The sequence below is a fragment of the Stenotrophomonas maltophilia genome (assembly GCF_900186865.1).
Taxonomy (GTDB): Bacteria; Pseudomonadota; Gammaproteobacteria; order Xanthomonadales; family Xanthomonadaceae; genus Stenotrophomonas; species Stenotrophomonas maltophilia.
This window is the reverse complement of record NZ_LT906480.1, coordinates 2,715,283-2,741,363: the sequence shown is the minus strand read 5'-3', so window position 1 is coordinate 2,741,363 and position 26,081 is coordinate 2,715,283. Positions and strand designations below refer to the sequence as shown.

General features: G+C 66.5%; 24 protein-coding genes. 9 read left to right on the top strand and 15 right to left on the bottom strand.

Annotated features, from left to right (window positions below; genetic code table 11):
* Positions 1–30 precede the first annotated feature (30 nt).
* Both mgtA and CKW06_RS13145 read right to left on the bottom strand, forming a co-directional pair.
* Entirely contained in the window at positions 31–2,790 is a 2,760-nt protein-coding gene (gene mgtA / locus CKW06_RS13150; RefSeq protein ID WP_024956555.1) for a magnesium-translocating P-type ATPase, read from the bottom strand.
* Between the two features lie 63 nt (positions 2,791–2,853).
* The gene (locus CKW06_RS13145) at positions 2,854–3,153 is read right to left on the bottom strand and encodes a hypothetical protein (RefSeq protein ID WP_024956556.1); all 300 of its coding nucleotides are present in this window, start codon (positions 3,151–3,153) and stop codon (positions 2,854–2,856) included.
* A gap of 528 nt (positions 3,154–3,681) precedes the next feature.
* Between CKW06_RS13145 and uilS the strand changes: the two genes are divergently transcribed.
* Positions 3,682–4,542 carry a UilS family quorum-quenching N-acyl-homoserine lactonase gene (gene uilS, locus CKW06_RS13140; protein WP_024956557.1) on the top strand — a complete coding sequence of 287 codons (861 nt, stop codon included), beginning with the start codon at positions 3,682–3,684 and terminating at the stop codon, positions 4,540–4,542.
* A 111-nt stretch (positions 4,543–4,653) separates the two neighbouring features.
* On the opposite strand, the gene pip is transcribed toward uilS, so the two are convergent.
* The gene (gene pip / locus CKW06_RS13135; protein WP_024956558.1) at positions 4,654–5,613 is read right to left on the bottom strand and encodes a prolyl aminopeptidase; all 960 of its coding nucleotides are present in this window, start codon (positions 5,611–5,613) and stop codon (positions 4,654–4,656) included.
* A 114-nt stretch (positions 5,614–5,727) separates the two neighbouring features.
* Here pip and CKW06_RS13130 point away from each other — a divergent pair, with 114 nt between their 5' ends.
* Positions 5,728–6,393, top strand: a complete 666-nt coding sequence (locus tag CKW06_RS13130; RefSeq protein ID WP_024956559.1) for a TraX family protein — start codon at positions 5,728–5,730, stop codon at positions 6,391–6,393.
* A 156-nt stretch (positions 6,394–6,549) separates the two neighbouring features.
* Here CKW06_RS13130 and CKW06_RS13125 read toward each other — a convergent pair whose 3' ends face one another.
* On the bottom strand, positions 6,550–8,745 hold the full coding sequence (locus CKW06_RS13125; protein ID WP_024956560.1) for a TonB-dependent receptor: 2,196 nt from the start codon (positions 8,743–8,745) through the stop codon (positions 6,550–6,552).
* Between the two features lie 259 nt (positions 8,746–9,004).
* On the opposite strand from CKW06_RS13125, the gene CKW06_RS13120 reads away from it, so the two are divergent.
* The gene (locus CKW06_RS13120) at positions 9,005–9,589 is read left to right on the top strand and encodes a TetR/AcrR family transcriptional regulator (RefSeq protein ID WP_014647283.1); all 585 of its coding nucleotides are present in this window, start codon (positions 9,005–9,007) and stop codon (positions 9,587–9,589) included.
* 104 nt (positions 9,590–9,693) lie between these two features.
* Positions 9,694–10,782 carry a DNA glycosylase AlkZ-like family protein gene (locus CKW06_RS13115; protein ID WP_024956561.1) on the top strand — a complete coding sequence of 363 codons (1,089 nt, stop codon included), beginning with the start codon at positions 9,694–9,696 and terminating at the stop codon, positions 10,780–10,782.
* A gap of 96 nt (positions 10,783–10,878) precedes the next feature.
* On the opposite strand, the gene CKW06_RS13110 is transcribed toward CKW06_RS13115, so the two are convergent.
* From CKW06_RS13110 to CKW06_RS13095, 4 genes are all read right to left on the bottom strand, one after another.
* Positions 10,879–11,805, bottom strand: a complete 927-nt coding sequence (locus CKW06_RS13110) for an ABC transporter six-transmembrane domain-containing protein (protein WP_024956562.1) — start codon at positions 11,803–11,805, stop codon at positions 10,879–10,881.
* Between the two features lie 155 nt (positions 11,806–11,960).
* Positions 11,961–13,037: an ATP-binding protein gene (locus tag CKW06_RS13105; RefSeq protein WP_024956563.1), complete on the bottom strand. Its 1,077-nt coding sequence runs from the start codon at positions 13,035–13,037 to the stop codon at positions 11,961–11,963.
* A gap of 4 nt (positions 13,038–13,041) precedes the next feature.
* Complete coding sequence (locus tag CKW06_RS13100; RefSeq protein ID WP_032963270.1) at positions 13,042–13,758, bottom strand: response regulator; 717 nt, start codon at positions 13,756–13,758, stop codon at positions 13,042–13,044.
* 47 nt (positions 13,759–13,805) lie between these two features.
* Positions 13,806–14,270, bottom strand: a complete 465-nt coding sequence (locus CKW06_RS13095) for a hypothetical protein (protein ID WP_032963272.1) — start codon at positions 14,268–14,270, stop codon at positions 13,806–13,808.
* A 329-nt stretch (positions 14,271–14,599) separates the two neighbouring features.
* Between CKW06_RS13095 and CKW06_RS13090 the strand changes: the two genes are divergently transcribed.
* Together CKW06_RS13090 and CKW06_RS13085 are read left to right on the top strand one after the other, a co-directional pair.
* The gene (locus tag CKW06_RS13090; RefSeq protein WP_024956566.1) at positions 14,600–15,781 is read left to right on the top strand and encodes an efflux RND transporter periplasmic adaptor subunit; all 1,182 of its coding nucleotides are present in this window, start codon (positions 14,600–14,602) and stop codon (positions 15,779–15,781) included.
* 2 nt (positions 15,782–15,783) lie between these two features.
* Positions 15,784–17,727, top strand: coding sequence for a MacB family efflux pump subunit (locus CKW06_RS13085; RefSeq protein ID WP_038645999.1), 1,944 nt, complete (start codon positions 15,784–15,786; stop codon positions 17,725–17,727).
* Positions 17,728–17,851: 124 nt separating this feature from the next.
* On the opposite strand, the gene CKW06_RS13080 is transcribed toward CKW06_RS13085, so the two are convergent.
* The 3 genes from CKW06_RS13080 to CKW06_RS13070 all read right to left on the bottom strand — a co-directional run bounded on the left by CKW06_RS13080 (position 17,852) and on the right by CKW06_RS13070 (position 19,801).
* The gene (locus tag CKW06_RS13080; protein ID WP_038645996.1) at positions 17,852–18,445 is read right to left on the bottom strand and encodes a mechanosensitive ion channel domain-containing protein; all 594 of its coding nucleotides are present in this window, start codon (positions 18,443–18,445) and stop codon (positions 17,852–17,854) included.
* Between the two features lie 5 nt (positions 18,446–18,450).
* The gene (locus CKW06_RS13075) at positions 18,451–19,317 is read right to left on the bottom strand and encodes a glucose 1-dehydrogenase (RefSeq protein WP_012480369.1); all 867 of its coding nucleotides are present in this window, start codon (positions 19,315–19,317) and stop codon (positions 18,451–18,453) included.
* A gap of 100 nt (positions 19,318–19,417) precedes the next feature.
* Positions 19,418–19,801: a sensory rhodopsin transducer gene (locus CKW06_RS13070; RefSeq protein ID WP_005409793.1), complete on the bottom strand. Its 384-nt coding sequence runs from the start codon at positions 19,799–19,801 to the stop codon at positions 19,418–19,420.
* A 59-nt stretch (positions 19,802–19,860) separates the two neighbouring features.
* Between CKW06_RS13070 and CKW06_RS23970 the strand changes: the two genes are divergently transcribed.
* Together CKW06_RS23970 and CKW06_RS23965 are read left to right on the top strand one after the other, a co-directional pair.
* Positions 19,861–20,412 carry an LLM class flavin-dependent oxidoreductase gene (locus tag CKW06_RS23970; RefSeq protein WP_231910765.1) on the top strand — a complete coding sequence of 184 codons (552 nt, stop codon included), beginning with the start codon at positions 19,861–19,863 and terminating at the stop codon, positions 20,410–20,412.
* Between the two features lie 26 nt (positions 20,413–20,438).
* Positions 20,439–20,846, top strand: coding sequence for a hypothetical protein (locus tag CKW06_RS23965; protein ID WP_231910763.1), 408 nt, complete (start codon positions 20,439–20,441; stop codon positions 20,844–20,846).
* On the opposite strand, the gene CKW06_RS13060 is transcribed toward CKW06_RS23965, so the two are convergent.
* Positions 20,816–22,402, bottom strand: a complete 1,587-nt coding sequence (locus CKW06_RS13060; protein WP_024957178.1) for an alpha-amylase family protein — start codon at positions 22,400–22,402, stop codon at positions 20,816–20,818. The genes CKW06_RS23965 and CKW06_RS13060 overlap by 31 nt on opposite strands.
* Positions 22,403–22,563: 161 nt before the next feature.
* Between CKW06_RS13060 and xth the strand changes: the two genes are divergently transcribed.
* Complete coding sequence (xth, locus tag CKW06_RS13055) at positions 22,564–23,355, top strand: exodeoxyribonuclease III (RefSeq protein WP_005413552.1); 792 nt, start codon at positions 22,564–22,566, stop codon at positions 23,353–23,355.
* Here the strand turns inward: xth and CKW06_RS13050 are convergent, their stop codons facing one another.
* The 3 genes from CKW06_RS13050 to CKW06_RS13040 form a co-directional block, all read right to left on the bottom strand.
* Complete coding sequence (locus CKW06_RS13050) at positions 23,356–25,074, bottom strand: sensor domain-containing diguanylate cyclase (protein WP_024957179.1); 1,719 nt, start codon at positions 25,072–25,074, stop codon at positions 23,356–23,358.
* Positions 25,075–25,194: 120 nt separating this feature from the next.
* Positions 25,195–25,389, bottom strand: a complete 195-nt coding sequence (locus tag CKW06_RS13045) for a hypothetical protein (RefSeq protein WP_005413550.1) — start codon at positions 25,387–25,389, stop codon at positions 25,195–25,197.
* Positions 25,389–26,024 carry a DNA-3-methyladenine glycosylase gene (locus tag CKW06_RS13040; RefSeq protein ID WP_024957180.1) on the bottom strand — a complete coding sequence of 212 codons (636 nt, stop codon included), beginning with the start codon at positions 26,022–26,024 and terminating at the stop codon, positions 25,389–25,391. Before CKW06_RS13040 ends, CKW06_RS13045 begins: the two co-directional genes overlap by 1 nt.
* Positions 26,025–26,081 lie beyond the last annotated feature (57 nt).

Genomic DNA, 26,081 nt, shown 5'->3' with positions numbered 1-26,081 from the left:
GTGTTTCTCCCTGGACAAGGCGGCGGGCGCTTACTGCCAGCCGTAGCGACGGATGTAGAACTTCTTCAGCGCGGTGGTCAGCACCGCATAGCCGAACAGGATCGCCACCAGGAACGGCCAGTAGCCAGCCGGCAGCGCCTGCAGCTTGAAGTAGCCGGCCAGTGGGCTCATCGGCAGGGCCACGCCGATTGCCATGATCAGGCCGGCCATCAGTAGCAGTGGCGGAGCGGCGATGCTCTGCAGGAACGGCACCTTCGGCGTGCGGATCATGTGCACGATCAAGGTCTGGGTCAGCAGGCCGACCACGAACCAGCCGGACTGGAACAGGCCCTGGTCGGCCGGCGTGCGTGCGTCGAACACGTACCACATCAGCGCGAAACAGGTCAGGTCGAAGATCGAGCTGATCGCCCCGAAGAACACCATGAAGCGGCCGATGTCCGCCGGGTTCCACTTCAGTGGCTTGCGCACCAGCTCCTCGTCCACGTTGTCGAACGGGATGGCGATCTGCGAGATGTCGTACAGCAGGTTCTGCACCAGCAGCTGCAGCGGCAGCATCGGCAGGAACGGCAGGAAGGCCGAGGCCACCAGCACCGAGAACACGTTGCCGAAGTTGGAGCTGGCAGTCATGCGGATGTACTTCAGCATGTTGTTGAACGTGCGCCGGCCCTGGATGACGCCTTCCTCCAGCACCATCAGGTTCTTTTCCAGCAGGATGATGTCGGCCGCCTCCTTGGCGATGTCCACCGCACTGTCCACGCTGATGCCGATGTCGGCCGCGCGCAGCGCCGGTGCATCGTTGATGCCGTCGCCGAGGAAGCCGACCACCTTGCCCTGTGCGCGCAGCTCGCGCACCAGCCGCTCCTTGTGCAGCGGCGTCAGCCGGGCAAACACGCGGTGGTGGTGCAGCGCCCGCGACAGCGCGCCGTCGTCCATGCGCTCGATCTGCGGGCCGGTCAGGATGGTGTCCGCGTCCAGCCCCACCTGTGCGCAGACACGGGCGGTCACCAGTTCGTTGTCGCCAGTGAAGACCTTGACCTCCACGCCATGTGCAGCCAGCGCCTGCAATGCCTGCGCGGCCGATTCCTTTGGCGGGTCCAGGAAGGCCACGTAGCCGACCAGGGTCAGGCCGCACTCGTCGGCCTGCGTGTACACAGTCTGGCTGGCGGCGGTCTCCTTCATCGCCACTGCCACCACGCGCAGGCCCTGTTCGTTCAGTTCCTCGGTGGTCTGCCGCACGCGGGCCAGCCGGTGCTCGTCCAGTGGCATGTCCTGGCCGTTCTCGCGCACGGTGCTGCACACCGCCAGCATTTCTTCCACTGCCCCCTTGCAGATCAGCTCATGGTGGTCCTCGCGCTCGGAGACCACCACCGACATGCGGCGGCGCTCGAAGTCGAATGGGATCTCATCCACCTTGTGGTAGTCCTGCGAGAGCCGCAGTGAACCCTGCAGCTCCACGTGCTCCAGCACCGCGCGATCCAGAAGGTTGATCAGCCCGGTCTGGAAGTGGCTGTTGAGATAGGCGAATTTCAGCACGTCTTCCGAATCGTGGCCGAACACATCGGTGTGGCGCTCCAGCGCGATCCTGTCCTGGGTGAGGGTGCCGGTCTTGTCGGTGCACAGCACTTCCATCGCGCCGAAGTTCTGGATCGCATCCAGGCGCTTGACGATCACCTTGCGCCGCGACAGCAGCACCGCGCCCTTGGCCAGGGTGGAGGTGACGATCATCGGCAGCATTTCCGGCGTCAGACCCACTGCCACCGACAGTGCGAACAGGAACGCCTCGGTCCAGTCGGCCTTGGTCCAGCCGTTGATCAGCAGCACGAACGGCACCATCACCAGCGCGAAGCGGATCAGCAGCCAGCTGACACTGTTGACGCCGGCCTGGAATGCGGTCGGCGCACGGTCGGTGGCGGTGCTGCGCTGGGCCAACGTGCCGAAGTAGGTGCGGTTGCCGGTGGCCAGCACCACGGCGGTGGCCGTGCCGGACACCACATTGGTGCCCATGAACAGCAGGTTGTGCTGTTCCAGCAGGCCGGCCAGGCCGTCGCCCGGGTGCGCGAACTTCTCTACCGGCAGCGATTCGCCGGTCATCGCGGCCTGGGCGACGAACAGGTCCTTGGCGGTCAGCACGCGGCAATCGGCCGGAATCATGTCACCGGCCGACAGCACGATGTGGTCACCGGGCACCAGCTCACGGATCGGCAGGTCCAGCAGGCGAGCCGGGCGACGGCTGTGCAGGTGAGCGCCGAAGTACTGGTCGGCCACATCGGCGGCCTCGGTGCCCGGATTGCGGCGCAGCACGCGCGCGGTGTTGCCGACCAGTGCCTTCAGCCGCTCAGCCGCACGGTTGGAGCGGCCTTCCTGTACGAAGCGGATCAGCGTGGACAGCAGTACCATTGCACCGATCACCACGGTGGCCTTGATGTCCTCGGTCAGCCAGGACACCGCGGCCAGCACGGTCAGCAGCAGGTTAAACGGATTGCGGTAGCAATGCCACAGGTGCCGCCACCACGGCAGCGGCTTTTCGTGATCCACCTCGTTGGGGCCGAGCGTGACCAATCGCTCCTCGGCCTCATGCGGGCTGAGGCCGTCGGCGTGCGATCCCAGCGTGGTCAGCAGCTCGGCTTCGTCCTGCTGGGCGAGGGTGACCAGGCCGGTGGTGAGCGCGAACGGCGCGGCCTCGGCGCTGCCCGGGCCAAAGCCGGCTTCGGGCATCGCGCGGCGGCGGAACAGGTTGCCTGCGCGACGGCTGCGCAGGAAGGCATTGAACCAGGCGTTGAGCAGGCTCATGGGACTCTCCTCGAATGTCAGAGCCGGCCGCGGCCGGAACACGAACGGAACGGTTGGAACAGGTCAGGCGTGGCGCATCGCCAGCACCGCCGGCGACCACGGCTGCATGTGCAGGCGCTGGCTGCCGCCGATGCATAGCGGTTTCATTGCATCGCGCAGGGGATAGGGCAGGTGGCGAAGCACGGTGATGCGCTCGCTGATCGGCAGCAGCGACAGCGCGTCGGCCACCACGCGCGGCGAACCGAGCGACAGCGAACGGGCGAACATCACGGGGCCGTGTTGCAACAGTTGGCTGCGCAGGCCGGCGACATCGCGCTCACTGATCAGGCGGCGCAGGGTGATGTAGAGGATCTTGTAGGACATGGGGGCGATCTCCAGGCAAGCAGCGCCTGGCGGTCCCCCGTCACTCAGGCAGGCAGGAACCGGCGGGCAGGCGCCAGGAACAGGCGGATTGCGTGCATCGGGGGCGCGGTGCGCCCGGCAGGGTCGGGGTCCATCTGCGTCTCCATGAGGGGAGGGTGCCTGCCAGGGTTGCCCTGGCCAGTGGCGCTATTGTCCGCCCCTGAATGGGGCTGGCCTAGAGGCTCGTGGGTTAGCTGGGCTATACCTTGGTATAGCTGATGCCGCGATGAGGCTTCGAACATTCTGGGCCCCTTCCCACGGAACGCACGTAATGCGGCTCACTCATCAGTTTGAGCGAATGGATGGCGCCGTCTGGGCTCTTGACGCTTTCGGCCCGACTCGAGGAAGGGGCCTTTGCATGCAGCGTCCCGGTGCCCTTCGTTCCTGGCGGTCTACGTCACGGTTTGTGCGGAGCACGCAGAGACGTTGCTCCGGGAAGCGTTGCTCTGGAAATAGACTGCCTTCCACCACACAGACACAGGGCCATCAATGAAAACGTCGACCCAGCATCTTCCTGAGGGGATATCCCTGACGGTTCGCGAGCCCGAAAACGGCCCATCAAGGCCCGTCATCATCTTGTGCCATGGATTCTGCGGCATCAAGGAGCTGCTGCTTCCAGATTTTGCCGATGCCTTTGCGAAGGCGGGCTTTGTGGCCGTTACGTTCGACTATCGGGGTTTTGGAGACAGTGACGGTGAGCGAGGTCGGCTCGTGCCTGCGATGCAGATCGAGGACATCCGGTCTGTCATCAAGTGGGTTCGCGCACGCTCGGATGTGGACAGTACGCGGATCGCGCTATGGGGAACGTCGCTGGGTGCAGGGCATGTCTTTGGCGCGGCTGCGCAGGACGGCGGAATTCGCTGCGTGATCAGTCAGCTGGGCTTCGCGGACGGCGAGGAGGTGGTGACCGGACACATGAGCGAAGTTGAGAAGGCAGCCTTCGTGGCCACGCTGGACAAAATGGCTGAAAGGCAAGCCACGACGGGCAAGGAAATGCTCGTAGGCATCACCAAGGTGCTGAACGATGCCGAATCGAAGGCATTTTTTGAAGAGAACAGGGAGAAGCATCCAAAGATGGACGTCAAGATTCCATTCTTGACGGTCCGCGAGACCCTTAACTACAAGCCAGCCCTGGCGGCTGCACGGGTTACCTGTCCAACGCTGGTGGTGATTGCCGGCCAGGATCGTGTGAATCCCCCTGCGCAGGGGCGCGCCCTGTTCGATGCAGTCGCCGCAGACGAGAAGACGCTCTATCAAGAGCCGGATGCGCGCCACTACGATGTCTACAGTGGCGAGTACTTCCAGAGAATCATCAAGATCCAGATCGATTGGCTCAGGGCACAGCTCTAGACCTACGCCTCCGTCCGGAAGTGCAACCAGGACGGGGCGGGCGATTGCAGGTGGTCGCTCTTGTCAACGCGCCAGGACGCACCTGATAGGAAGCCTCCCTGTGCTCCGTAATCAGTTGCCGGCAGTGACGCGGTCCGCGAAGGCGTCCGTGGCCCGCACCAGCGCATCGACCGTGGCTGGCTCGTTGGCGCTGTGGCCGGAGGTCACCATCTCCAGCCGCGCTTCCGGCCACGCCTTGGCCAGGTCCCACGCGCTGCGCGGCGGACAGATGATGTCGTAGCGCCCCTGCACGATCACGCCGGGCAGGTGGCGGATGCGATCGATGTTGCGCAGCAGCTGGTCGGGTTCCAGAAAGATGCCGTTGCGGAAGTAGTGCGCTTCGATGCGGGCCTTTGCCAGCGTGTCCAGCGGATCATCGGTGGATTGCGCATCCACATCGTGCTGCAGAGTGGCCGCATTGTCTTCCCAGCCCAGCCAGGCCTGTGCGGCTTCGATGCGGGTCGCTTCATCCGGGCCATCCATGCGCGTCCAGTAGGCCGCGATCATGTCGCCACGCTCGGCTTCCGGGATATAAGCCTCGTAGCGGTCCCAGCGCTCCGGGAAGATCCAGCGCGCACCGCCATCGGCCTCGGCGAACCAGCGGTTCTCGATCTCACGGCCGAGGAACACGCCACGCACGATCAGGCCGGTGGCGCGTTCGGGATGTGCCTGCGCGTAGGCCAGCGACAGCGTGGAGCCCCATGAGCCGCCATAGACCAGCCAGCGCTCGATGCCCAGGTGCTCACGCACCTTTTCGATGTCCGCCACCAGGTCCTGCGTGGTGTTGTCGCGCAGCTCGCCGAACGGCGTGGAGCGGCCGCTGCCGCGCTGGTCGATCAACACGATGCGGTAGCGCGCCGGGTCGAAGAAGCGCCGATGGGTCGGCGAGATACCGGCGCCCGGGCCACCGTGCAGGTACACCACCGGAATGCCCTCCGGCGTGCCGCACTCTTCGATATGCAGCGTGTGCAGATCGCTCACCGGCAGGGTGAATTCGCGGTAGGGATCGATGGCCGGGTACAGGGTGCGCATGACGGGTGTCTCACAAGCAGGGGCGGCCAGCATAGCGCCGCCACCGGCGGCTTGCAGCAGCGGGCTCCTGCGCGGCGCTGGAAATGCGCTAGCCGATGCGCATAAGCTTCCGCGATGCAAGCGACCACCACCGGGACGTCCACGTTCAACCTCACCCTCGGCAGCGGCGCGCGCGAGCTGCTGAAGTGGATCGCGCTGCTGGCCATGACCGGCGACCACGTGGCCAAGGTGGTCTTCGGGGGCTACGTGCCGGTGGTCAGCGAACTGGGGCGTATCGCCTTCCCGCTGTTCGCGCTGGTGATGGCCTGCAACCTGGCCCAGCCGGGCGCCGACCTGCGCAAATCGATGCGCCGGCTCGCGCTATGGGGACTGATCGCGCAGCCATTGCACGCACTTGCGTTCGGTTCCTGGCTGCCGCTCAACATCCTGCTCACCTTCACCTTGGCGGTGGTGGCCGTGCATGCGCTTGCGAACAATCGGCCTGTGCTGCTGTTGCTGGCTGCCGGCGTGCTGCCGATGTTCGTGGACTACCAGTGGGCCGGTGTTGGCGCCGTGCTGCTGGCCTGGATCGCGTTCCGGCATCGGGCGTGGTGGCTGTTGCTGGTTGGGCTTGCAGCGGTGTGCTGGGCCAACCACAACGGCTGGGCACTGCTGGCCGTTCCGGTGGTCGTGCTGGCGACGCGGGTGCCGTGGCGACTGCCGCGCTGGCGCTGGGTGTTCTATGGATACTACGTGGGGCATCTGGCGGTGCTGGCGGTGGTGGCGCGAGTGCTTTCGTGATCAGTGCGTGCGTGGTCGTGCCTTGTGTCGGTAGATCCACGCCAGGCGTGGATGCGTTTGGCGGATCACCATGGAACCAGCCAGGCATGGCCTGGCTCTACAGTTTCCGGCAGATCCACGCCATGCGTGGATCCCGTTGACAGTTTGTCGCCCGGCTCAGAAATCCATCGTCGCAGAGAGCAACACCGTCCTCGGTGCACCCAGCGCCAGGCTTGAAAGCAACGGCATTCCCCAATACGCCTTATTGGTCACGTTGTTGACGGTGGCGCGCAGCGCAAGTGGTCGCCCGGCCATTGTCGTGCTGTAGCGCGCACCCACATCGAACAACGTGCGCCCCGGCACCGACAGCCGGTTGTCGGCACTGATGTACTGCTTCGACATCGCCGTGGCATTGGCGGTCAAGGTCAGGCCCTGCACGGTCGGCACATCCCATTCCAGGCCCAGCCTGGCCTGCCGCTGCGCCACGGCGGTGGCAATGCGTCCTTCATTCACGCCGCCGGCCGTACGGGTCAGCTTCGGCTGCACGTAGGCCACGCCGCCCAGCAGACGCACGCCGTCCAGTGACGCGCCGAAGAAGCCCCATTCCACGCCCCGGTTACGCTGTTCGCCACCAAACGAGAAGATATTCGTGACCGGGTCGGTGTAGCTGCTGGGCCGTTTGATCTCGTACACGCTGAAGGTGTGCGCGAAGCTGCCGAGGTCCAGCTTCAGGCGCAGCTCCTTCTGCCTGGTGCGGAAGGGTGCGAACACATCGCCGGCGTTGGCGGCGGTCATCGGTGCGGTGGCGCCCTGGCTGAGGCCTTCGATGTAGTTGGTGTAGAGGGAGATCGTGTCGGTGGCTTTCACCAGCAGGGCCGCTGCCGGCGTGGTGGCGCTTTCGTCGTAGCGTGAGGTGCGTGCACCACTGGCGACGTTGAAGGTCTCGCTGACCACCTGCTGGCGGCGCACGCCCAGCGTCAACTGCACGCGGTCATCGGCGAAGGCGAGGGTGTCGGCGAAGCCGAGGCTGTCCAGCGTCAACTCGGTATGCGAGATATGCGGCGCGACGAACGGCGCCGCCGGGCCCCACACCGGGTTGTACAGATTGGTGGTCCAGTCCCAGCCCGGCACGCTGCGACGGCCGTAGTCGTTCTGGGTGTGCTGGTAATGGGTCAGGTTGGCCGCCCACTGGTGGCCGACGCTACCGGTGTGGAACGAACCGCGCAGGCCGGCATCTCCGGACTGCTTCTTGATGTCGAAGGCGAGCTGGCCGATCACCGTGCTGAAGTCGCCGGCCGGGTTGAGGATCTGCGCGCTGATCGAACCGTTGTAGCGGTAGTCGGTCTTGCTGGAGCCGTAGGCGAGGTAGGCCATCAGGCTATCGTTGATATCCAGTTCGCCGCGCAGCATCGCGCCCTTGTCCTGGCTGTCCACGTAGGCCCAGTCCGGGTTGATCAGCGTATCGCCACGCGGCGGCCGCGGAATGGCCACGCCCGGTGCCAGGCCGACGCCACGTGCCGGGCCGTCCACGCGATCGTCGGCGCTGTACAGATCGGCCGACAGCCGCGCACGTTCGCCGCGCCAGTCCAGTGCCAGCGAACCGAGCTGTACCTTCTTGCGCTGCTTGCCGACCGCGCCATCACCATCACGGTAGGCACCGTTGAAGCGGATGCCGAACTGCTTGTCGGCGCCCAGGCGGCGCCCCATATCCACATGGGTTCCGAACTGCGCATCGGAGGCGAAGTTGGCGCTGACCCGCAGCAATGGCTGCTCGCCCGCGCGCTTGGGAACCAGGTTGACGCTGCCGCCGACCGAACCACCCGGCGGCATGCCGTTGAGCAGCGCAGACGGGCCCTTCAGCACCTCGATGCGTTCGAACATTTCCGGCGAGGTGCGGTAGTACGGCGCCATGCCGCTGAGGCCATTGAAGGTGGTGTCGCTGGTGTTGGAGGCGAAGCCACGGATCGCGTAGTTCTCGCTCCAGGAACCGGTGACGCCGTTGCTGAACACCGTAGGGTCGGTGGCGGCGATGACGTCGGTCAGGTCCTTGGCCTGGCGGTCGCGGATGAAGGACTCGGTGTAGCTGACCGTACTGAACGGCGTGTCCATGAAGTCCTTGTCGCCGAGCAGGCCGACGCGGCTGCCAGCGGCCACTTGCCCGCCTGCAAAGTCTGCAGTGACCCGGCGCTGGCCCTGCACCTGCACCGAGGGCAGGGTGGACGGTGCGGTGTCGGCCAGCGCGGTAAACGAGGCCAGCAGCCCCAGCGCGAGGGCGGACATCCGGTAGCGCAGGTGCATGCCCGGCGGATGCATCAGGCCGGAGGATGCGGCGGCAGCACGATGCTGTGCAGAAGTGAAGTTGTAAACGGTCATGCCAGAGTCCTGTGAATCGCAGGCGCGAGCGCGCCTGGCGCGCTGCCGACGGCAAGCACGGGGAGAGGGCGCAGCGCAGGGTTGTTGGCTGGGTGGGGACCTGGCGGGAGGTGAGCCATGGGCTCGATTACGGGCAGCGTGCTGGATGCATTCCGAATTAGTTGAGTAAATTAAACTAAATCAATCGAAGCGGACAAGAGGGTCCCTTTACTGGCACCCTCAGCAGGGTATGGACGCGCACCGTAAGAGCAGGCACCGCATGAGCACGCACCCCGATCCAACGGCGCCGACCCGTGGCCGCCCGCCCACCATCACCCCGGAGCGTCTGGCCGACATCGGCATCCGCCTGGGCCTGCCCAACCTGACCATGGCCAACGTGGCCGCCGAACTGGCGGTGACCCAAGCAGCGCTGTACAAGCGCGTGGCCAACCTGGAGGCGTTGAAGCGCCTGGTGGCGGAGGCGGTGTTCCAGCGCTGGCAGATTCCGCGCGCGTCGGTTGACGCACCGGGTGGGTTGGAGGCTTACCTGATGGGGTTCGTGGAGTCACTGTGCGAAGTGGTGAAGGCGCATCCCGGGCTGCCCCCATACCTGCTGCGGCGCACGGTGGCGACCGCGCCGATGCTGGAAAAGATCGCCTCGCACCAGGCGCACGTGGCCGAGGTGTTCGGCCTGCCGGTGGACAAGGCGCGCTGGCTGCTGGCCACGATCGCCTTCTACTGCATCGCCGGCGCCGACACCATCTACGCGATTGCGGACGATGAAGAAGGGCAGGTGATCACCGAGTTCAAGCAGGGCATGCGGGCGTTGGTGATCGGTTCGCTGGAGGTCTCGCGGCTTCGGTAGATCCACGCCATGCGTGGATGATCGTGGCCGTTCACCATGACGCCAGCCAGGCATGGCCTGGCTCTACTGGACGGATCGCGTAGTGTCGAGAATACAATGCGGCCATGCCTGCCACGCCCACCCTTGATGATCTTCGCCGCTACGCGGTGGGGCGCACCCTGTTCAAGCCGACGACGCTGCTGACCGCGATCCGGCGGCTGGGCTTCGTGCAGGCCGACCCGATCCGGGCACCCGCTCGCGCGCAGGACCTGACCCTGCGCCACCGGGTGAAGGACTACCGGGCAGGCGATCTTGAGCGGCGCTACACGCGTCTGCCGGTGGAAGAGGATTGCCTGGTGAACTACGGCTTCCTGCCCCGTGAGCATCTGGCGCTGATGCACCCGCGCGTGTCCAAGCGGGTGTGGGATGCCGAAACCCATCGCCGCGCAGCAGATGTACTGGCCTTCGTGCGCGAGCGCGGCAGCGTGCACCCACGCGAGGTCGACCAGGCGTTCGCGCATGGGCGGGTGACCAACTACTGGGGCGGCACCAGCAATGCAAGTACCCATCTGCTGGACGGCATGCACTACCGCGGCCTGCTGCGCGTGCAACGGCGCGACAGCGGTACGCGCATCTACGCGGTGGCCGATCATGCCGAGCCCGATTCCAGCGAACAGGCGCAGATCGAACGTGCTGCCGCCCTGATCGATCTGGTGGTGCGCAAGTACGCACCGCTGCCTTCGGCCAGCCTGACCTATCTGGTGCGCCTGCTGGGCAATGGCGCTCCGCACCTGGCCGAGCAGACCCGGCAGGCGTTGGCATTGGCCAAGCAGCAGCTGGCCAGCTGCACGCTGGAGGGTACTACCTGGTACTGGCCGGCGGACGAGAACCCGCGCTCGCGCCGGCATGCGCCGGACGAACAGGTGCGCCTGCTGGCGCCGTTCGACCCGGTGGTGTGGGACCGCCGCCGCTTCGAGCTGCTGTGGGGCTGGATCTACAAGTTCGAGGCCTATACGCCTGCTCCGAAGCGCCAGTACGGGTACTACGCATTGCCGGTGCTGTGGCACGAGCAGGTGGTGGGCTGGGCCAACCTGAGCGTGCACGACGGTGAATTGGTGTCGAACGTGGGCTATGCCGGCAGGTCGCTGGCCCGCGACAAGGTATTTCGTGGCGCGCTGGACGACGAGCTGCAGCGCATGGCGGAGTTCCTGTAGCGCCGAGCGGCGCATGGGTACCCATCGCGCCCGGTAGCCGCCAACCTTGGTTGGCGCGGGCTCCCGCCGGTGCCCACCAAGGTGGGCATCTACCGGTCAAGCGGCGTCCTTGTGGTCCGCATCGTCCATGCCGGGGCTGACTCGCCGGCCGATGTCCTTCAGCCGCGCGAGCTGATCCACCATCGACGGTGCATCATCCAGGCTGCCGACGAACGTCCACAGATAGGTCATCACCGCATACACATGGCCCGGCGTCACACCGTCGGTGGTGGCGAGACGGCCGATGGTGAGCGCGAACAGCACTGCTGCCGCTGCGCCAACGACCACGAAGGCACCGGCTTCGCGATCGGAGAGCAGGATGCGCAGCCGCGACAGCGTGGTGTAGTGGCGACGCAGCACCGAGGGACTGACCCGGTCGACCAGGCGGATCTCATGCTCCAGCCGGTTGCTCAGGCGTCCATGCAGCTGCTCGTTGCGGCGTGCGAACGATGGCAGCAGCAACAATGCACCCAGCAGTGCGACCAGGCTTGCAGCGCCCACCAGCGGTTCGATCGCCAGCAGCATCGCTGCCGCACCGAACATCGATGCCAGCGCGGTCGCGATGATCGGGACGTGCTTTTCAAAGAAGTCGACGAACTCGCGGGCCAGCACTACACGTGCCGCCGAGGTGGACGTTGCCTGGCCGAGGCGGCGCTGCGCCTGCACCACGCTCACTGCCAGATCGGCATAGATGCGGGTGAAGGTGCGGGTATCGACCGCTCGGCGGGTTGCACCGACCAGCCAGAACAACAGCACCACGCCGGCATAGGAAACGGCATGGCCGATGTTGCCGCTGATGATCGCGTCCACTGCGAAGCCGGCGAACAACGGATAGGCCAGCAGCAGTGCGTTCTCCAGTGCGACCAGCGAGAACGTGCCGGTGAGCTGCCAGGGGTAGGTGCGCAGGATGGCCTTCAGGGTGGCGGCCGCATTCTGCTGGCCGATGCTGCCGGCGGCGGCCGCTGGATCATGGGGGTGTTTCATGGGATCCCTGGGTGGGTCGGGGGTAGAGTCGACTGTTGGTCGACTGCTCTTTGCGAACTGCTGGAAGAACCCGCGCTTGCGCGCGCAAGTCGCCTGACAGTCGACTCTACCCAGGCAGTTCCGGCATTTCGGGCTTTCCAGGGCAGCGATGGCCCTCAACGACGCGCGTGCACCGGCCAGCGGATCTCGAACGCGCTGCCGCCGCGCTCGGTTGGGCGGCACTGCGCCGTTCCGTGATGGGCCACGGCAATCGCGCGCACCACCGCCAGGCCAAGCCCGGAGCCACCACTCTGCCGCGAGCGCGACACATCGGTGCGCTGGAAGGCTTCGAAAATGCTGTCGCGAAGGTCGTCCGGTACACCGGGGCCACCATCCTCAACCGTCACGGTGCAATGGCCCTCCGCCAGCGACACGCGGACCTGCAACGGACAGGGAATGGCGTGGCGCCGCGCATTTTCCAGCAGCGCCAGCACCGCCTGGCGGATGCGCGCCGGATCGCAGTCGGCCAGTGAAGGCCGTGCCTCCAAGGTCACCGAGAAGCCACTCTCGGTCAGCGCCTCGGACATCGCGTCCACCACTGCCGCCACCTGCACGCGGACATCGCTGCGCTGCAGGCGCAGATCCAGATGACCGCTCTCGGCCAGGCTGACCACGCGCAGGTCCTCGATGATGCGGGTCAGGCCCTCCAGCTGGGTGAGCATGCTGTTGAACTGCTCCGGCCCGGGCTCGAACACGCCTTCGGCGATGCCCTGCAGGCGGCCGCGCAGGATGGTCATCGGCGTGCGCAGTTCGTGTGCGATCGCCGCGTTCCAGAACACCCGGTTCTCGGACATCCGGCTGAGCCGCTCGGCCATGGAGTTGAAGTCGCTGACCAGTGTGGCGGCCTCGGTCATCGAGGTGTCGCCGCCGCGCGCACGCGCCTCAAGATCACCGCTGGCGACGCGACGCAGGCTTTCGGCCACCGAGTTCAACGGAGTGATGATGCGCCGGGTCAGACGCGAGGCGATCAACGTGGCCAGTGCCACCACCACGGTGGCGGTCAGGCCGATCCACAGCCACTCCAGCCCTGACGGCATGATGGTCTCCGGCTCGTCATACCAGCGTGGATAGAACACCTCCATGAGGTAATAGAACAGGTAGAAACCGCTGATCGACAGTACGGTCGAGCACAGCGATGCGACCGTGATGGACAGCGTGATCTGGCGCCCGATGCTCTTGCCTTTGCGGTTCATCGGTTCAGTCCAGGAAGCGGTAGCCGACACCGCGGATGGTGGCGGGAATGCCGATGATGCCGACGTCCTCCAGCTTGCGGCGCAGCTTGCTGACGTGGCTGTCCACGGTGCGCTCCTGCGCATCGCCTTCCGGCAGGCAGGTCTGGAGAAGATCCAGCCGGCTGTGCACCATGCGCGGTGCGCGCGCCATGTGCACCAGCAGACGGAACTCGGTGAGTGTGAAATTCAAAGCATGCACGTGGTCATCGGTGCGCACGGTGACCTCATGGCTGCGCAGGTCGATCTCGAACGGGCCCTGCCGGATCAGCCCGTTGGGTTCTTCTGCCATGGGCTTCGCGCTACGGCGCAGCACCGCCTGGATGCGGGCGACGATCTCGGCCGGATTGAAGGGCTTGGCCACATAGTCGTCGGCGCCGACGCGCAGGCCAGTGAGCTTGTCCACGTCCTGGTCCAGTGCGGTGAGCATGATCACCGGGGTGTTGCCGCGCCGGCGCAGCTCACTCAGGACCTGCCAGCCATCCAACTTCGGCATCTGCACGTCCAGCAGCACCAGGTCGGGGCGCAGCTGGCGGTGGCTGGCGAGGGCGGCTTCGCCGTCGGCGGCGCGGGCGCTGCGCAACCCGGAGCGGGCCAGGTAGGCGCCGAGAATGTCAGCAATTTCGCCTTCATCCTCGGCAATCAGCACCAGGGGCGCCTGGTGCGTGCGTGCATCGGTCTTCATTGAACGCTGCAGTTTCAAGTGCGAGATGGGGAGTGCCGGCGGCGGTGTCATCGTGGCCGTTCCAGGGTCTGTGCTTCTTCGTGGGCGGCCCAGGCGAGGGTGGCCAGCACCAGCGTGTGCTGCAGGGCGGGCGCCAGCGTTCCGGTCCCGCGCAGGTGCTGTGCGAGCAGGGCCGATACGGCCGCAGGCAGCTTGCTCCACCGTGATTGCATGCCCGTTGCGTCCACCCGGTCCTGCAAGCGGCGGGCCATGCGGACCAGGGCCCACAGGCGCCGGGCAAGCAACGCAGCCACCAGGACCGCCGCTATCCCTGCAGGCATGAGACTCAGGCCAGCGCTGGAGGCGGACCAGGCCGCGAAGCCGATCAGCACCAGCGACGCCAGGGTGCCCGTGCGCGCCGAATGGGCGGGGCCTTCGCTGCGGAAGCACACCAGCGCGGCGGCACCGGCGCCCGCCAGCAGGGGCGGCGCCGGGTTCGCGCTGGCAAGCATCCAGGCGCTGGTCGACGCCATTACCAGTGCAAGCAGCCACGGCGAAGGCGCGCACCAGGCGAGGTAGGCGCGGCGGACATCGATGGGAGGCAGGTCAGGAAACGGGAGGGACACGGCGGGAACGCAGTCGGCGAGGCCGACAAGGCTAGGGGCCGTTGATGGAGACTTGGTCGAGATTGTGTCGAGATTTCATGGACGCGATCCGTGCCGTTCAGGAGCGGATGCCGTGCCTGAACGGATGTGCGGCCTCCATGCAATCTCCACAGTGGCTCCAAGAAACATCCACCACCACCTCCCAGACTGCGGCTTCTGCGGTCACATCCGGTGGCTGCGTGCATGCGAGCCTTCCGATGAACAACCGCAGGACCTGGATCATTGCCGCAATCGTTGCGCTTCTTGCAGGCGGCACCGGCTGGTGGCTGTTTGCCGAGGGCGATGATGCCGCGCTGATCACGGCCCCGGCAAGGGTGGCGGACCTGGAAAAGACCGTGCAGGCCGTTGGCCGGGTCAACCCCAAGGAACTGGTGGCGGTGGGTGCACAGGTATCGGGCCAGGTCAAGCGCCTGCATGTGGTGCTGGGCCAGCGTGTGCACGCTGGTGATCTGATTGCCGAAGTGGATTCGCAGCCGCAGCGCATCGCCCTGCGCAGCGCCGAAGCGGCTGCCAATGCGCTGCGTGCCCAGCATGCCGCCAGCCAGGCGCGCTACGCCCAGGCCATCCGCGTGCATGAGCGCCAGTCGCAGCTGGTGGCGTCGCGGCTGGTTTCGCAGGAAGGTTTCGAGTCCGCGCGGGTGGCGCGCGAAGCGGCGCGCTCTGACGTCGCCGCGCTGCAGGCCCAGATCGAGCAGGCGCTGACCCAGGTGGAGACGGCGCGGATCAACCTGGGCTACACCCGCATCGTCTCACCTTCCGATGGCTACATCGTGGCCATCGTCACCAAGGCCGGGCAGACGCTGAACTCGATGCAGACCACGCCGACCATCGTAATGCTGGCACAGATCGACACGATGACGGTTCGCACCGAGATCGCGGAGGCCGACGTGGAGCTGATCGCGCCTGGCCAACCCCTGTGGTTCTCTACGCTGGGGCCGGGCGGACGCCGCTACGAATCGCATCTGCAGCAGCTTGAACCTGCGCCATCGTCGATTGCCGATGTGGCCACCGGCAACACGGGTGGATCGGCGCAGACGCCGAAGGCGGTGTACTACGCCGGGCTGTTTGACGTACCCAATCCAGGCCTGAAACTGAAGCCGTCGATGACGGTGAAGGTGACGATCCAGCTGGCCCGCGCCGCCAACGCGCTGCAGGTGCCGTTGACAGCAGTGTCCGAGAGCGATGACAAGGCGGGCAACCACGCGACCGTACAGGTGATCGACGCCAAGGGCCGTGCCCGCGAGCGCGCCGTGACGACCGGCCTGCGCACCGCTACTGCGGTGCAGATCCTGTCCGGCCTCAAGGCAGGCGAGAACGTGGTGGTCGGGCAGGCGCCCAGTGGCGCGGAAGCCGAGCCCACCAGCCTGCTGGGGATGTGAGCATGGCCGACGCGCTGCTGGAACTGCATGGCGTATCGCGCGCCTACCGCTCGGCCGCCGGCGAGGTGGTGGTGTTGAAGGACGTGTCGCTGCGCATCGCGGCGGGCGAGTTCATCGCCATCATCGGCCCGTCCGGTTCGGGAAAATCCACGCTGATGAACATCCTGGGCTGCCTGGACCGGCCAACCGAAGGCAGCTACCGCGTGCACGGCGCCGCAACCGAGCAGATGTCGCCCGATGAACTGGCGCACCTGCGTCGCGAGCATTTCGGTTTCATCTTCCAGCGCTACAACCTGATGGAGAACCTGAGCGCCACGGAGAATGTGGCACTGCCGGCAGTCTATGCCGGGGTGGAGGCCGATGCGCGCACCACGCGTGCCCGCCTGCTGCTGGAAACGCTTGGCCTGGGCGAGCGGACCGCGAACCGGCCCAGCCAGCTGTCCGGCGGCCAGCAGCAGCGCGTTTCCATTGCGCGTTCGCTGATGAACGGCGGCGCCATCGTGCTGGCCGACGAGCCGACCGGCGCGCTGGATCATGCCAGCGGCAGGCAGGTGATGGCCGAACTCAAGCGCCTGCATGCGCAGGGCCATACCGTGATCCTGGTGACCCATGATGCGGCGACTGCCGCGCACGCTTCACGCGTGATCGAGATCGCAGACGGCCGGGTCGTATCCGACTGTGGTACGGGTGATCCCGCGGTTGCACGCCAAGCCGTCGCGCCCGCGCGCGGCACGGAACCGGGCGCCGAGCGCCGCGCGCGCCTGGATGCGACCAGGGAAGCGGCACGGATGGCGGTACGTTCGATGCTGGCCCATCGCCTGCGCACCTTGCTGACCATGCTGGGCATCATCATCGGCGTGGCTGCGGTGGTGACCGTGGTTGCGTTGGGCAAGGGCGCACGGGCGCAGGTCGAGTCACAGATCAACGAACTGGGTGCCAGTACGCTGGAGATCTTCCCGGGTGCGGATTTCGGCGACCCGCGCTCGGCCGAGATTGAAACGCTGGTCGTGGACGATGCCGATCACCTGGCCGCATTGAGTTACGTAGACAGCGTAAGCCCCAACCTGAGCAGCTCGGTGGCCGCTCTGCAGGGCAACCGGCGCGCCAACACACAGGTGCTTGGCGTGGGCGCTGATCTACCCCGCGTGCGCGGGCTGCGCCTGAAGGCGGGCCGGTTCTTCACCGATGCCGAGGTGGAGGCGCATCGCGCGGTGGCCGTGCTCGACCAGAAGGCGGCCAAGGCATTGTTCAACGGCAATCCGATCGGCGGCACGGTGCTGCTGGGCGGCATGCCGGTGGACGTGATCGGGGTGGTGGGTGCCAGTGCATTCGCAGGCGGCGCGACGCCCACGGTCTACGTGCCTTACACCTCGGCGGCCTCGCGCCTGCTTGGCAGCCAGCGGCTGGAGAGCATCACCGTACGCGTGCGCGATGACGTACCAACCCGTGCAGCTGAGGCCTCGCTGGGTGCGGAACTGCAGCGGCTGCATGGGCGCCGCGATTTCTTCATCTACAACTCGGACCAGATCCGCAAGGCGGTGATGAAGTCCAGCCAGACCATGGCGGCGCTGGTCTCGGCGATTGCGGCGGTGGCGCTGGTGGTCGGTGGCGTGGGCGTGATGAACATCATGCTGGTGTCGGTGAAGGAGCGCGTGCGCGAGATCGGTGTGCGGTTGGCGGTGGGGGCTCGGCAGGGCGACATCCTGCGCCAGTTCCTGATCGAGGCCGTGCTGATCTGCCTGTTCGGTGGGGTGCTGGGCGTGTTGTCCGCGTTGGGCGTGGGAGCCTTGTCCAGTCTGCTGTCACTGGGGGTGCCGTTCCTGTTCACGCCTGGGCCGGTGCTCGCCGCGCTGGCATGTTCGTCTGCAATCGGGCTGGGTTTCGGCTACTTCCCGGCCCGCAATGCCGCACAGCTGGACCCGATCCAGGCATTGGCGGCGGAGTAGGCTCGCCTGCTATGGCACGTGTAAAGCCGAACCCACGCTCGGCTGCTCTCCGTTCAGACGGCGATGCGCCCTGCGCCCTGCGCCGCGCGCAGCGAGCCGAGCATGGGCTCGGCGCTACAGCGACTCAGCGCGCCTTGCCTTTGATCGCCACGCTTCCTGGCAGCTGCGAATATCCGCTGTCGCCCCAGTGCCGGGTGATGCGCTGGAAGAACAACGAGTTGGGCACACGCAGCAGGCAACCGCGCGCGCCTTCGCCACGATCACTCAGCGTGGTGTAGATCAGGTTGATGTCCACCACCTGGCCGCACAGGCCCGGTTTGTCCACGCTTTCCAGCACTTCGATGGTGTCATTGATGCGGAACGGGCGCGTGGCGACGATCAGGAACGAACAGAACAGGTTGGACAACACGCTCCACGCGGCAAAGAACGCCACCGCGCCGACGGCCATGAACCCAGTCAGCGCGGTCCACAGCACCGAGCGCGAAACGCCCAACCGCTCCAGTATCAGCAGCGCGGCCGCCAGATACAGCAGCAAGGCACCGCCGCGACGCAGGCCGACATGAAGCTCTGGAGCCAGCCTGCCGCGCTGCCGGGCCTGCACCAGCAGCCACGCCAGCGCACGCACCATCACCCACGCGACGCCGAGGATGGCCACCACCTCGGCCACCGGCACAACCACGGTCAGCCAGTCCTCGATCCAGGCAGGCAATCCGGTCATGGAGGCTACAGCGTCGCCGCGCCGCCAGAAATGGTCAGCAGTGCACCAGAGGTATAACTGGCACTGTCCGAAGCCAGCATCACATAGGCCGATGCCAGTTCGGCTGGCTGCCCGGGGCGGCCGAACGGCGTCTGCGAGCCGAACTGCTCGACCTCCTCGGCGGCCATGCCTGCCGGAATGAACGGCGTCCAGATCGGGCCGGGCAGCACCGCATTGACGCGGATCTGATGCTCGGCCAGCAGGCCCGCCAGCCCCAGCGTCAGGTTGGCCACTGCGCCCTTGGTCGCGGAGTACGGAAGGATGTTCGGGGTCGGCCGCTTGGAATTGACCGATGCGGTGTTGATGATCGCGCCGCCACCGCGCAGGTGCGGGACGCACAATCGGGTCAGATTGAACACGGCATGGACATTGGTATCGAACGTCCGCTTCCAGTCATCCAGGGTGATGTCGTCGAAGTGCTCGTAGTAGCGCTGGTAGGCCGCGTTGTTGACCAGGATGTCGAGGCCGTCCAGTTCGCTGGCCACGCGGTCCACGAGCGAGCGCGCCTGTGCCGGGTCGCTGATGTCACACGGCACCAGCACGGCCTTGCGCCCGGCCTGTTCGATCTGCTGCTGCACATGGCGGGCATCGTCCTGCTCACCATCGAGGAACGCGATGGCAACGTCGGCGCCTTCGCGCGCAAAGGCGATGGCCACGGCTGCGCCGATGCCGCTGTCACCGCCGGTGATCAGTGCCTTTTTGCCCTGCAACAAGCCATGGCCGCGGTAGCTGTCTTCGCCGTGGTCCGGACGCGGTTGCATCTGCGCGGTCTTGCCGGGGAAGGATTGCTGTTGGGCGGGGAAGGGCGGGCGTGGGTAGTCGGGCAGGGCCATCGTCACTCTCCGGAAGGAAACCGGCGCCAGTCTCCCTCCATACGGGTAAACGGCCGGAGGGCGCGGTGTCGTTGCAGCGTGGACGCCTGCGCGGAGGACTTCACAACGGATGGGCGATCGTGGTCATGATGCTGTTGGCCGGTTGCCGTGAATCCAGCCGCGTGTGCTGCACGATGATCGGCTGGTCGGATTCAACGAGGGTGGCAAAGCCGGTGCCGCGCGGCACCGGCGCCGGATCCTGCAGGTCGTTGAAGCGCAGGTGACAGGTGCGTCGCGCCGGCACGGTGACCCGGTAGGGGCCCACCGGATCACGGTCTTCGAAGTAGAGGGTCAGCGTGACATGCGCGGGCTCGTCGCCGGCATTGAGTACGCAGCAGGTTTCGTGACTCTGCATCTCCGGTGACGGGCCGTTGCTCCAGGCTGGAATGTAGCCCTCGGCGATAGCCCAGCGTCGATGCCCGATGCAGGAAGCGTTCGTTTCCATGACGCGGTTTTAGCTGGAGGGGTGTTGCCATCGTGTCCAGTCCCCGCACGGAATCCGTGATGACCATCGGCTACCACGCATCGCATGAGCAGTTCCCGCCCGCCACCTTGCTGGGCCTGGCGCTGCGCGCCGAACAGGCGGGATTCGAGGCCGTGATGTGCTCGGACCATTTCCACCCATGGACGACTGCGCAAGGGCAGTCCGGCCACAGCTGGGTGTGGGCCGGCGCGCTGGCGGTGCAGAGCGCGCTGACCCTGGGCATGGTGACCTGCCCGATGCTGCGCCAGCACCCGGCATTGGTGGCGCAGGCAGCGGCGACGCTGGAGCAGTTGGCGCCGGGCCGGATCTGGCTGGCGCTGGGTACCGGCGAGGCCCTGAACGAGCGCATCACCGGCCAGCCGTGGCCAGCCAAGCGCGAGCGGCAGAAGGCACTGCGCGATGCGGCCGAGGTGATGCGGCGGCTGTGGGGTGGCGAGCAGGTCGACCACGACGGTGGCTTCCAGGTGCGCAAGGCACGCCTGTACAGCCGACCGGCGCTTCCCCTGCCGCTGCTGGGGGCGGCCGTCACCGAGGAAACCGCACGCTGGATGGGGGGTGGGCCGATGGCCTGATCACCATCAGCCAACCGCTGGCGCAGTTGCGGCGTGTGGTTGCGGCGTTCGAGGAAGGCGGTGGCAGGGGCAAGCCGATGTACCTGCAGGCCAAGCTCTCCTACGCGCGCGCCGAACAGGCGGCGCTGGAAGGTGCGATGGAGCAGTGGAGTGCCAACGTGCTGTCGCCGGAACTGGCCGAAGGCCTGGACCAGCCCGAACAGTTCGAAGCACAGGCCCGATCGGTCAGCGCCGAGGTGGTGCGCCAGCACGTGCATGTCTCGGCAGACCTGGGCCAGCATCGGGCCTGGCTGCAGGAGCTGCAGGGACTGGGGTTCGATCGCATCTACCTGCACAACGTGAACCGCGAGCAGGAACGCTTCATCGACGACTTCGCCGAACACGTGCTGCCCGCGCTGCGCACTCAGGCACCTTCGGCAGCCAGCCACGTATAGCCGTGACCCTGCAGGTAACAGCGGCGACCCTGCAGTTTGGCGCCGTGGCCCACCAGCGTGTTCAGCGGGCCGCGCAGGGGCACGTCCACCTCGACCGGCTCGTCGCCGAAGTTGATCAGTGCCAGTGCCTGATGAGGTGCCTCACCGTAGCGGAGCATCAGCAGCGCAGGTGAGGGTTGGTCGAGCGTGTGAGGACCCTGCTGCAGCACGGAATGTGCATTGCGCTGCTGCAGCAGCTCGCGCACCCGCAGCAGCAGTGAACCTGGCGTCGCGCGTTGCGCCTCGACGTTCACCGTGCGGTAACCGTAGGGGCCGTCTGCCGGTGGCGCGCGCCAGGCATGCCGCGGTTCGTCGGTGAACCCAGCCCCTAGGCCGTTATGCCAGTGCATCGGCATGCGCACGGCATTGCGTTCGGGCAGTTCCAGGCAATCACCGAGGCCGATCTCTTCGCCATAGCGGATCACCGGCACCTGGCCCAGCGACAGCAGCGCCGCCCAGGCCATGGCCTGCCATGCGATGTCGCCCTCCAGCATCGGTGCCAGCCGGCGGCGGATGCCACGGCCATAGATGCGCATGCCACGCTCAGGGGCGAAGCGTTCCATCACCGCTTCGCGCTCATCCGGCTCCAACTGCTCAAGGTCCAGTTCATCATTGTTGCGCAGCCAGGCAATGCGTGTGTCCGGCGGCGCGTGCGGGCCGTACTCGGCCATGACCCGCGCCACTTCGCTGGCATCGCCACGTGCCAGTGCGAGGAAGAAATGATTGTTGAGGTGGAAATCCAGCAGGTGCGAAAGCCGCCGCCCGTGGCACAGGAAGTCACCGTAGTGGGACGCGCGGACATCCGCTTCGCCGATCAGTGGCAGCCCTGGTTGCTGCGCGTCTGCCGTGGCGCGCATCGCCTCCAGCAGCCACAGCCCGTCGTCGCGCGGGTCGGCGTGGCGGGCGCGCTCGACCATGTACGGAACGGCGTCCACGCGGAAGCCGGCCACGCCACGCTGCAGCCAGAACGTCATTACCCGCAGCAGTTCCTCGCGTACCGGGGCATGGGCCAGGTCGAGGTCTGGCTCGTGCCGGTAGAACATGTGCCGGTTGAACGCGCCGGCCGTGGCATCCCATGTCCAGACAGAGGCCTCGATCGGCGGGAACATCGGCTGCAGGCCGTCGTCAGGCATGTGGTCGCTCCACAGGTACCAGCGGCGCCAGGCCGGGTCGCCCTGCTGTGCGGCGACGAACCACGGGTGCGCGCTGGCGGTGTGCTGCATCACCAGTTCGACGATGATGCCGATGCCGCGCGCGTCGGCCGCATCGACCAGGCGCTGGAAGGCGGTCTCGTCGCCCAGGCGTGGATCGATGCGGTAGTGATCGGTGACATCGTAGCCGCCATCACGGCCGGCGTTGCAGTAGAACGGCAGCAGCCACACATGGCTGATGCCGAGCCACTGCAGGTAGTCCAGCTTTTCGGTGATGCCATCCAGGGTGCCCCAGCCGCGGCCTTGGCTGTCGCGGAACAGATACGGGTCGACCTGGTAGATCGCGCGCAGCGGACGCACCGCCATGGGGCTTCTCCGGCACTGTTCACGGGTGACCAGCCTGCTGTGCGCCGTGGCAGCGGTTCGTGAACCGAATGGCACCGCATCATGACGTGGCATCCACGGCCCGTGCATGCCCGGGCGCGCAGAGTGAATGCTCGTCCCGCTGCGCCGAGGAGCCTTTATCCATGCCCCGCCGCAAAACGCTTCGTATTGCGACGTTCAACGTCAACGGCATCGGCACGCGCCTGCCGCAGCTGCTGGACTGGCTGCACAGGGAATCGCCGGACGTGGTTGCCCTGCAGGAGCTGAAGGCCACCGACGCCGCGTTTCCCGCTGCGGCATTGGAAGAGGCCGGCTACGGTGCGCTCTGGCAGGGTGAGGCGCGCTGGAACGGCGTGGCGCTGCTGGCCCGGGGGACCATGCCGGTCGAGAGCCGCCGCCGATTGCCGGGCGAACCCAAGGATACGCAGAGTCGCTACCTGGAGGCGGCGGTGCACGGCGTCATCGTGGGTGCCCTCTACCTGCCCAACGGCAACCCGCAGCCCGGGCCCAAGTTCGACTACAAGCTGCGCTGGATGGAACGCCTGATCCGGCATGCACGCAGCCTGGTCGAGCTGCCGCACCCGGCGCTGCTGCTGGGTGATTTCAACGTGATTCCCACAGACGCCGATGTCTATGATCCCAAGGCCTGGCGGCGCGATGCGCTGTTCCAGCCCGAGGTTCGCGATGCCTTCGAACGGCTGCTCGCGCAGGGCTGGACCGATGCGCTGCGGAAGGTGCACGGCGACGCCACGATCTACACCTTCTGGGACTATTTCCGCCAGCACGCCGAGCGCGACCGTGGGCTGCGCATCGATCATCTGCTGTTGAATCCCGTATTGGCGGAGCGACTGAAGGATGCGGGCGTCGACCGTTGGGTGCGGCTGCAGGAAAAGGCCAGCGACCACGCGCCGGCCTGGGTGACGGTGCGGGCTTGATCAACGCGCGGCAGGGTCCTCGCGTCGCTCCCGACGCACGCGCGCGCGGGTTCGGTACAGGCGGCTGTCCGCCTTCTGGATGGTGTCGGCCACGGGCTCACCGGCCGTGTTGATGGCCGCGCCCATCGAGAACGCGCTGGGCGAAAGCGCGGCGTGGTCCTGGTACCAGTGCTCGAGTTCGCTCAGGCGGCCATTCGCTGGCGCGACCAGCACTACCATGAACTCGTCGCCCCCCAGCCGTACCACGGTCTCGTCCTTGCCCAGCGGCGAGCGCAGGAAGGTGGCGAACTCGACCAGCACGGCATCGCCACGGCGGTGGCCCTGGGTGTCGTTGATGTGCTTGAAATGGTCCAGATCGAACATCACGCAGGCCCAGCGCTCGTCAATCAGTTCATCCAGCCGGTGCAGGTAACGCCGGTTGTAGCACTGCGTGAGCGGATCCTTGAAGGACATGTCGCGCAGCTGCTGCTCCTGCATCCTCAGCGCGGTGACGTCCTGTGCATGCCCCAGCACGTAGGGCGGGCTGGCTTCGTTGTCGAGCACGTTGTGGTACGCCCAGTAGTGGCGCGTACCATCGGCGGCAATCAGCTCGATCACGCCAGCGTCGGTGTGGTTTGCCTGGATCCGGGCGAGGTAGGCCCTGAAGCCTTCGCGTTTTTCCGGCGGCATCAAGTCACACAGGCTGCGCCCGATCATCTGGCTTTCCTCGAAGCCCAGCGACTGCACCGCCGCCGGATTCACCGAGGTCAATGTCCCATCCAGCGTGTGGGTGCAGATCAGGCCCAGGCTGTAGTGGAACAGCCGACGGTAGCGGGTTTCGCTCGCTTCCAGCGCGTCCAGCGCGGCTCGTTCGTCCGTGATGTCCTGGATCGCCCCGACCAGGCGCGGATGGCCGTCGACCTGTTGCCGGCTGCCGACCACCCGGGTCCAGATCGCGCGCCCGTCGGCCGTGGTCATCGGCAGCTGTACTTCCCAGGATGTCCCCTCGTCGATGCAGCGCTGTACCGCCGCCTGGATGATATTGCGGCTGTCCTCGCGATAGAACGAGAGTGCGGTCTCCAACGTGGGCGTGAAGTTGCTGCGTACGCCATGCAACTGCTTGGTTTCCCGTGTCCAGCGCACCTCGTTGGTCAGCAGGTCCATCTCCCAGCCGCCTACCCGTGCGGCACGGTTGGTACGCTCCAGGAAGTCCACACTGCGTTTCAGCTCGCGATGCAGCGCCTTGGCCTGGCCAACCTGCGCCATGAGGGTGCTGCGCTGTTCCAGCACCTGGGTGGTGACCCGAGCCAGATGCACCATCAGTTCGCGCTGGGAGGGTGACAGCACGCCGGGCATCGGGTCGAGCAGGCACAGCGTGCCGATGCGTGCGCCGTGCGTCGATCCCAGGGGAATGCCGGCGTAGTGGCGGATGCGCGGCCCACCGGTGACCAGTGGATTGGTGGAAAAGCGTGGGTCCTGGCGCGCATCGGGAATCTCGAACAGCTCGTCCTGGCGTATGGCATGGGTGCAGAAGGAGATCTCGCGGGCGGTCTCGCTGACGCCCTCCAGGCCGATGTTGGCCTTGAACCATTGGCGGTCTTCGGCCACCACGGTGATCAGGCCCATGGTCAGTCCGGTCGCGGCGCGGGCCGCGGCGACGATGGCATCGAACACCGGCTCCGGTGGCGTATCCAACAGGTGCAGTCGTTCGATTTCGAGCAGTCGTTCGGCTTCGTCCATGGCGCTTTTCAGGGCTGGGTGGCGAGGGCGGTTGCAGCGGCTGTCTGGCGCTACGCTAGTGTGCTCGCCGTTATGTATCGCCACGGCGGGGTGATGCCGATGTGAGGTGGGCGCGCCGGCTCAGTGCTGTTGGAGCGATGCCTGCAAGGCGGTGGCCAGTGCAGCGTCTCCGGATACCAGGTCCTGCCAGCGCAGTGTGATGCCCTTGCGTCGCCCCTTCTCAACCAGCTTGAGGCCCTCAGGGGCCACGGTGAGAGTGTAGGGTTGGCCGTCGATGTGCAGTTCGCGGCGCAGTGGCTTGTCGAGCGGGGTCATCATCGTTTACTCGCTGGGGCGGAAGCGCGACGTGGCTGGATCGATACGTGACGGTGATCACGGATGTGCCAACGCCAGGGGAAATCAACAGCGCGGGTGATGCCGATGCGGGGCCCAACCACTGGATCCTCCGGCGGCGGCACGCCGTCGCTGGCGATGACAATGCCGTGGTTGCCGGTCACCAGATCAGCGCCGTCGAAGCTGCGGTCCAGCCCGAAGGCCTGCGAGAGCTTGCCGGGCCCGCTGGCCAGATCGTGGTCGCGGCGCGCGGCGGGACGCAGTTCGCGCATGCGCTCCAGGCCCAGCAGCGGCTCGATGGCCCGCAGCAGCACCGCCACGCCTTCACCCACTTCGCCGCAGACAACGTTGCTGCCCCAGTGCATGCCGTAAGTGAAGTAGACATACAGGTGGCCGGCCTCGCCGAACATGCTGGCCGTGCGCGGCGTCTGCCCGCGATAGGAGTGCGCCGCCGGATCGACGCTGCCCGCGTACGCTTCGACTTCAACGATGCGACCCGTTCGGCCATCGTCACGGACCAGAAGTTTGTTGAGCAGCTCGGGCGCAACCTCAACGGGCGGGCGCCGGTAGAAGCTGCGCGGGAGGATCTGAAGAGAGGCGGGCAACCAATCCGGCACGGTAGAGGCAGGCTCGGGCAGATGTTGGTGGCACTGTGGCATTGGACTGGTGAAACG

What these genes read in the sequence shown, in the direction of transcription:
- mgtA (WP_024956555.1), bottom strand. Translation starts at nt 2,790, where the DNA reads ATGAGCCTGCTCAACGCCTGGTTCAATGCCTTCCTGCGCAGCCGTCGC.
- CKW06_RS13145 (WP_024956556.1), bottom strand. Translation starts at nt 3,153, where the DNA reads ATGTCCTACAAGATCCTCTACATCACCCTGCGCCGCCTGATCAGTGAG.
- uilS (WP_024956557.1), top strand. Translation starts at nt 3,682, where the DNA reads ATGAAAACGTCGACCCAGCATCTTCCTGAGGGGATATCCCTGACGGTT.
- pip (WP_024956558.1), bottom strand. Translation starts at nt 5,613, where the DNA reads ATGCGCACCCTGTACCCGGCCATCGATCCCTACCGCGAATTCACCCTG.
- CKW06_RS13130 (WP_024956559.1), top strand. Translation starts at nt 5,728, where the DNA reads ATGCAAGCGACCACCACCGGGACGTCCACGTTCAACCTCACCCTCGGC.
- CKW06_RS13125 (WP_024956560.1), bottom strand. Translation starts at nt 8,745, where the DNA reads ATGACCGTTTACAACTTCACTTCTGCACAGCATCGTGCTGCCGCCGCA.
- CKW06_RS13120 (WP_014647283.1), top strand. Translation starts at nt 9,005, where the DNA reads ATGAGCACGCACCCCGATCCAACGGCGCCGACCCGTGGCCGCCCGCCC.
- CKW06_RS13115 (WP_024956561.1), top strand. Translation starts at nt 9,694, where the DNA reads ATGCCTGCCACGCCCACCCTTGATGATCTTCGCCGCTACGCGGTGGGG.
- CKW06_RS13110 (WP_024956562.1), bottom strand. Translation starts at nt 11,805, where the DNA reads ATGAAACACCCCCATGATCCAGCGGCCGCCGCCGGCAGCATCGGCCAG.
- CKW06_RS13105 (WP_024956563.1), bottom strand. Translation starts at nt 13,037, where the DNA reads ATGAACCGCAAAGGCAAGAGCATCGGGCGCCAGATCACGCTGTCCATC.
- CKW06_RS13100 (WP_032963270.1), bottom strand. Translation starts at nt 13,758, where the DNA reads ATGAAGACCGATGCACGCACGCACCAGGCGCCCCTGGTGCTGATTGCC.
- CKW06_RS13095 (WP_032963272.1), bottom strand. Translation starts at nt 14,270, where the DNA reads ATGGCGTCGACCAGCGCCTGGATGCTTGCCAGCGCGAACCCGGCGCCG.
- CKW06_RS13090 (WP_024956566.1), top strand. Translation starts at nt 14,600, where the DNA reads ATGAACAACCGCAGGACCTGGATCATTGCCGCAATCGTTGCGCTTCTT.
- CKW06_RS13085 (WP_038645999.1), top strand. Translation starts at nt 15,784, where the DNA reads ATGGCCGACGCGCTGCTGGAACTGCATGGCGTATCGCGCGCCTACCGC.
- CKW06_RS13080 (WP_038645996.1), bottom strand. Translation starts at nt 18,445, where the DNA reads ATGACCGGATTGCCTGCCTGGATCGAGGACTGGCTGACCGTGGTTGTG.
- CKW06_RS13075 (WP_012480369.1), bottom strand. Translation starts at nt 19,317, where the DNA reads ATGGCCCTGCCCGACTACCCACGCCCGCCCTTCCCCGCCCAACAGCAA.
- CKW06_RS13070 (WP_005409793.1), bottom strand. Translation starts at nt 19,801, where the DNA reads ATGGAAACGAACGCTTCCTGCATCGGGCATCGACGCTGGGCTATCGCC.
- CKW06_RS23970 (WP_231910765.1), top strand. Translation starts at nt 19,861, where the DNA reads ATGACCATCGGCTACCACGCATCGCATGAGCAGTTCCCGCCCGCCACC.
- CKW06_RS13060 (WP_024957178.1), bottom strand. Translation starts at nt 22,402, where the DNA reads ATGGCGGTGCGTCCGCTGCGCGCGATCTACCAGGTCGACCCGTATCTG.
- xth (WP_005413552.1), top strand. Translation starts at nt 22,564, where the DNA reads ATGCCCCGCCGCAAAACGCTTCGTATTGCGACGTTCAACGTCAACGGC.
- CKW06_RS13050 (WP_024957179.1), bottom strand. Translation starts at nt 25,074, where the DNA reads ATGGACGAAGCCGAACGACTGCTCGAAATCGAACGACTGCACCTGTTG.
- CKW06_RS13045 (WP_005413550.1), bottom strand. Translation starts at nt 25,389, where the DNA reads ATGACCCCGCTCGACAAGCCACTGCGCCGCGAACTGCACATCGACGGC.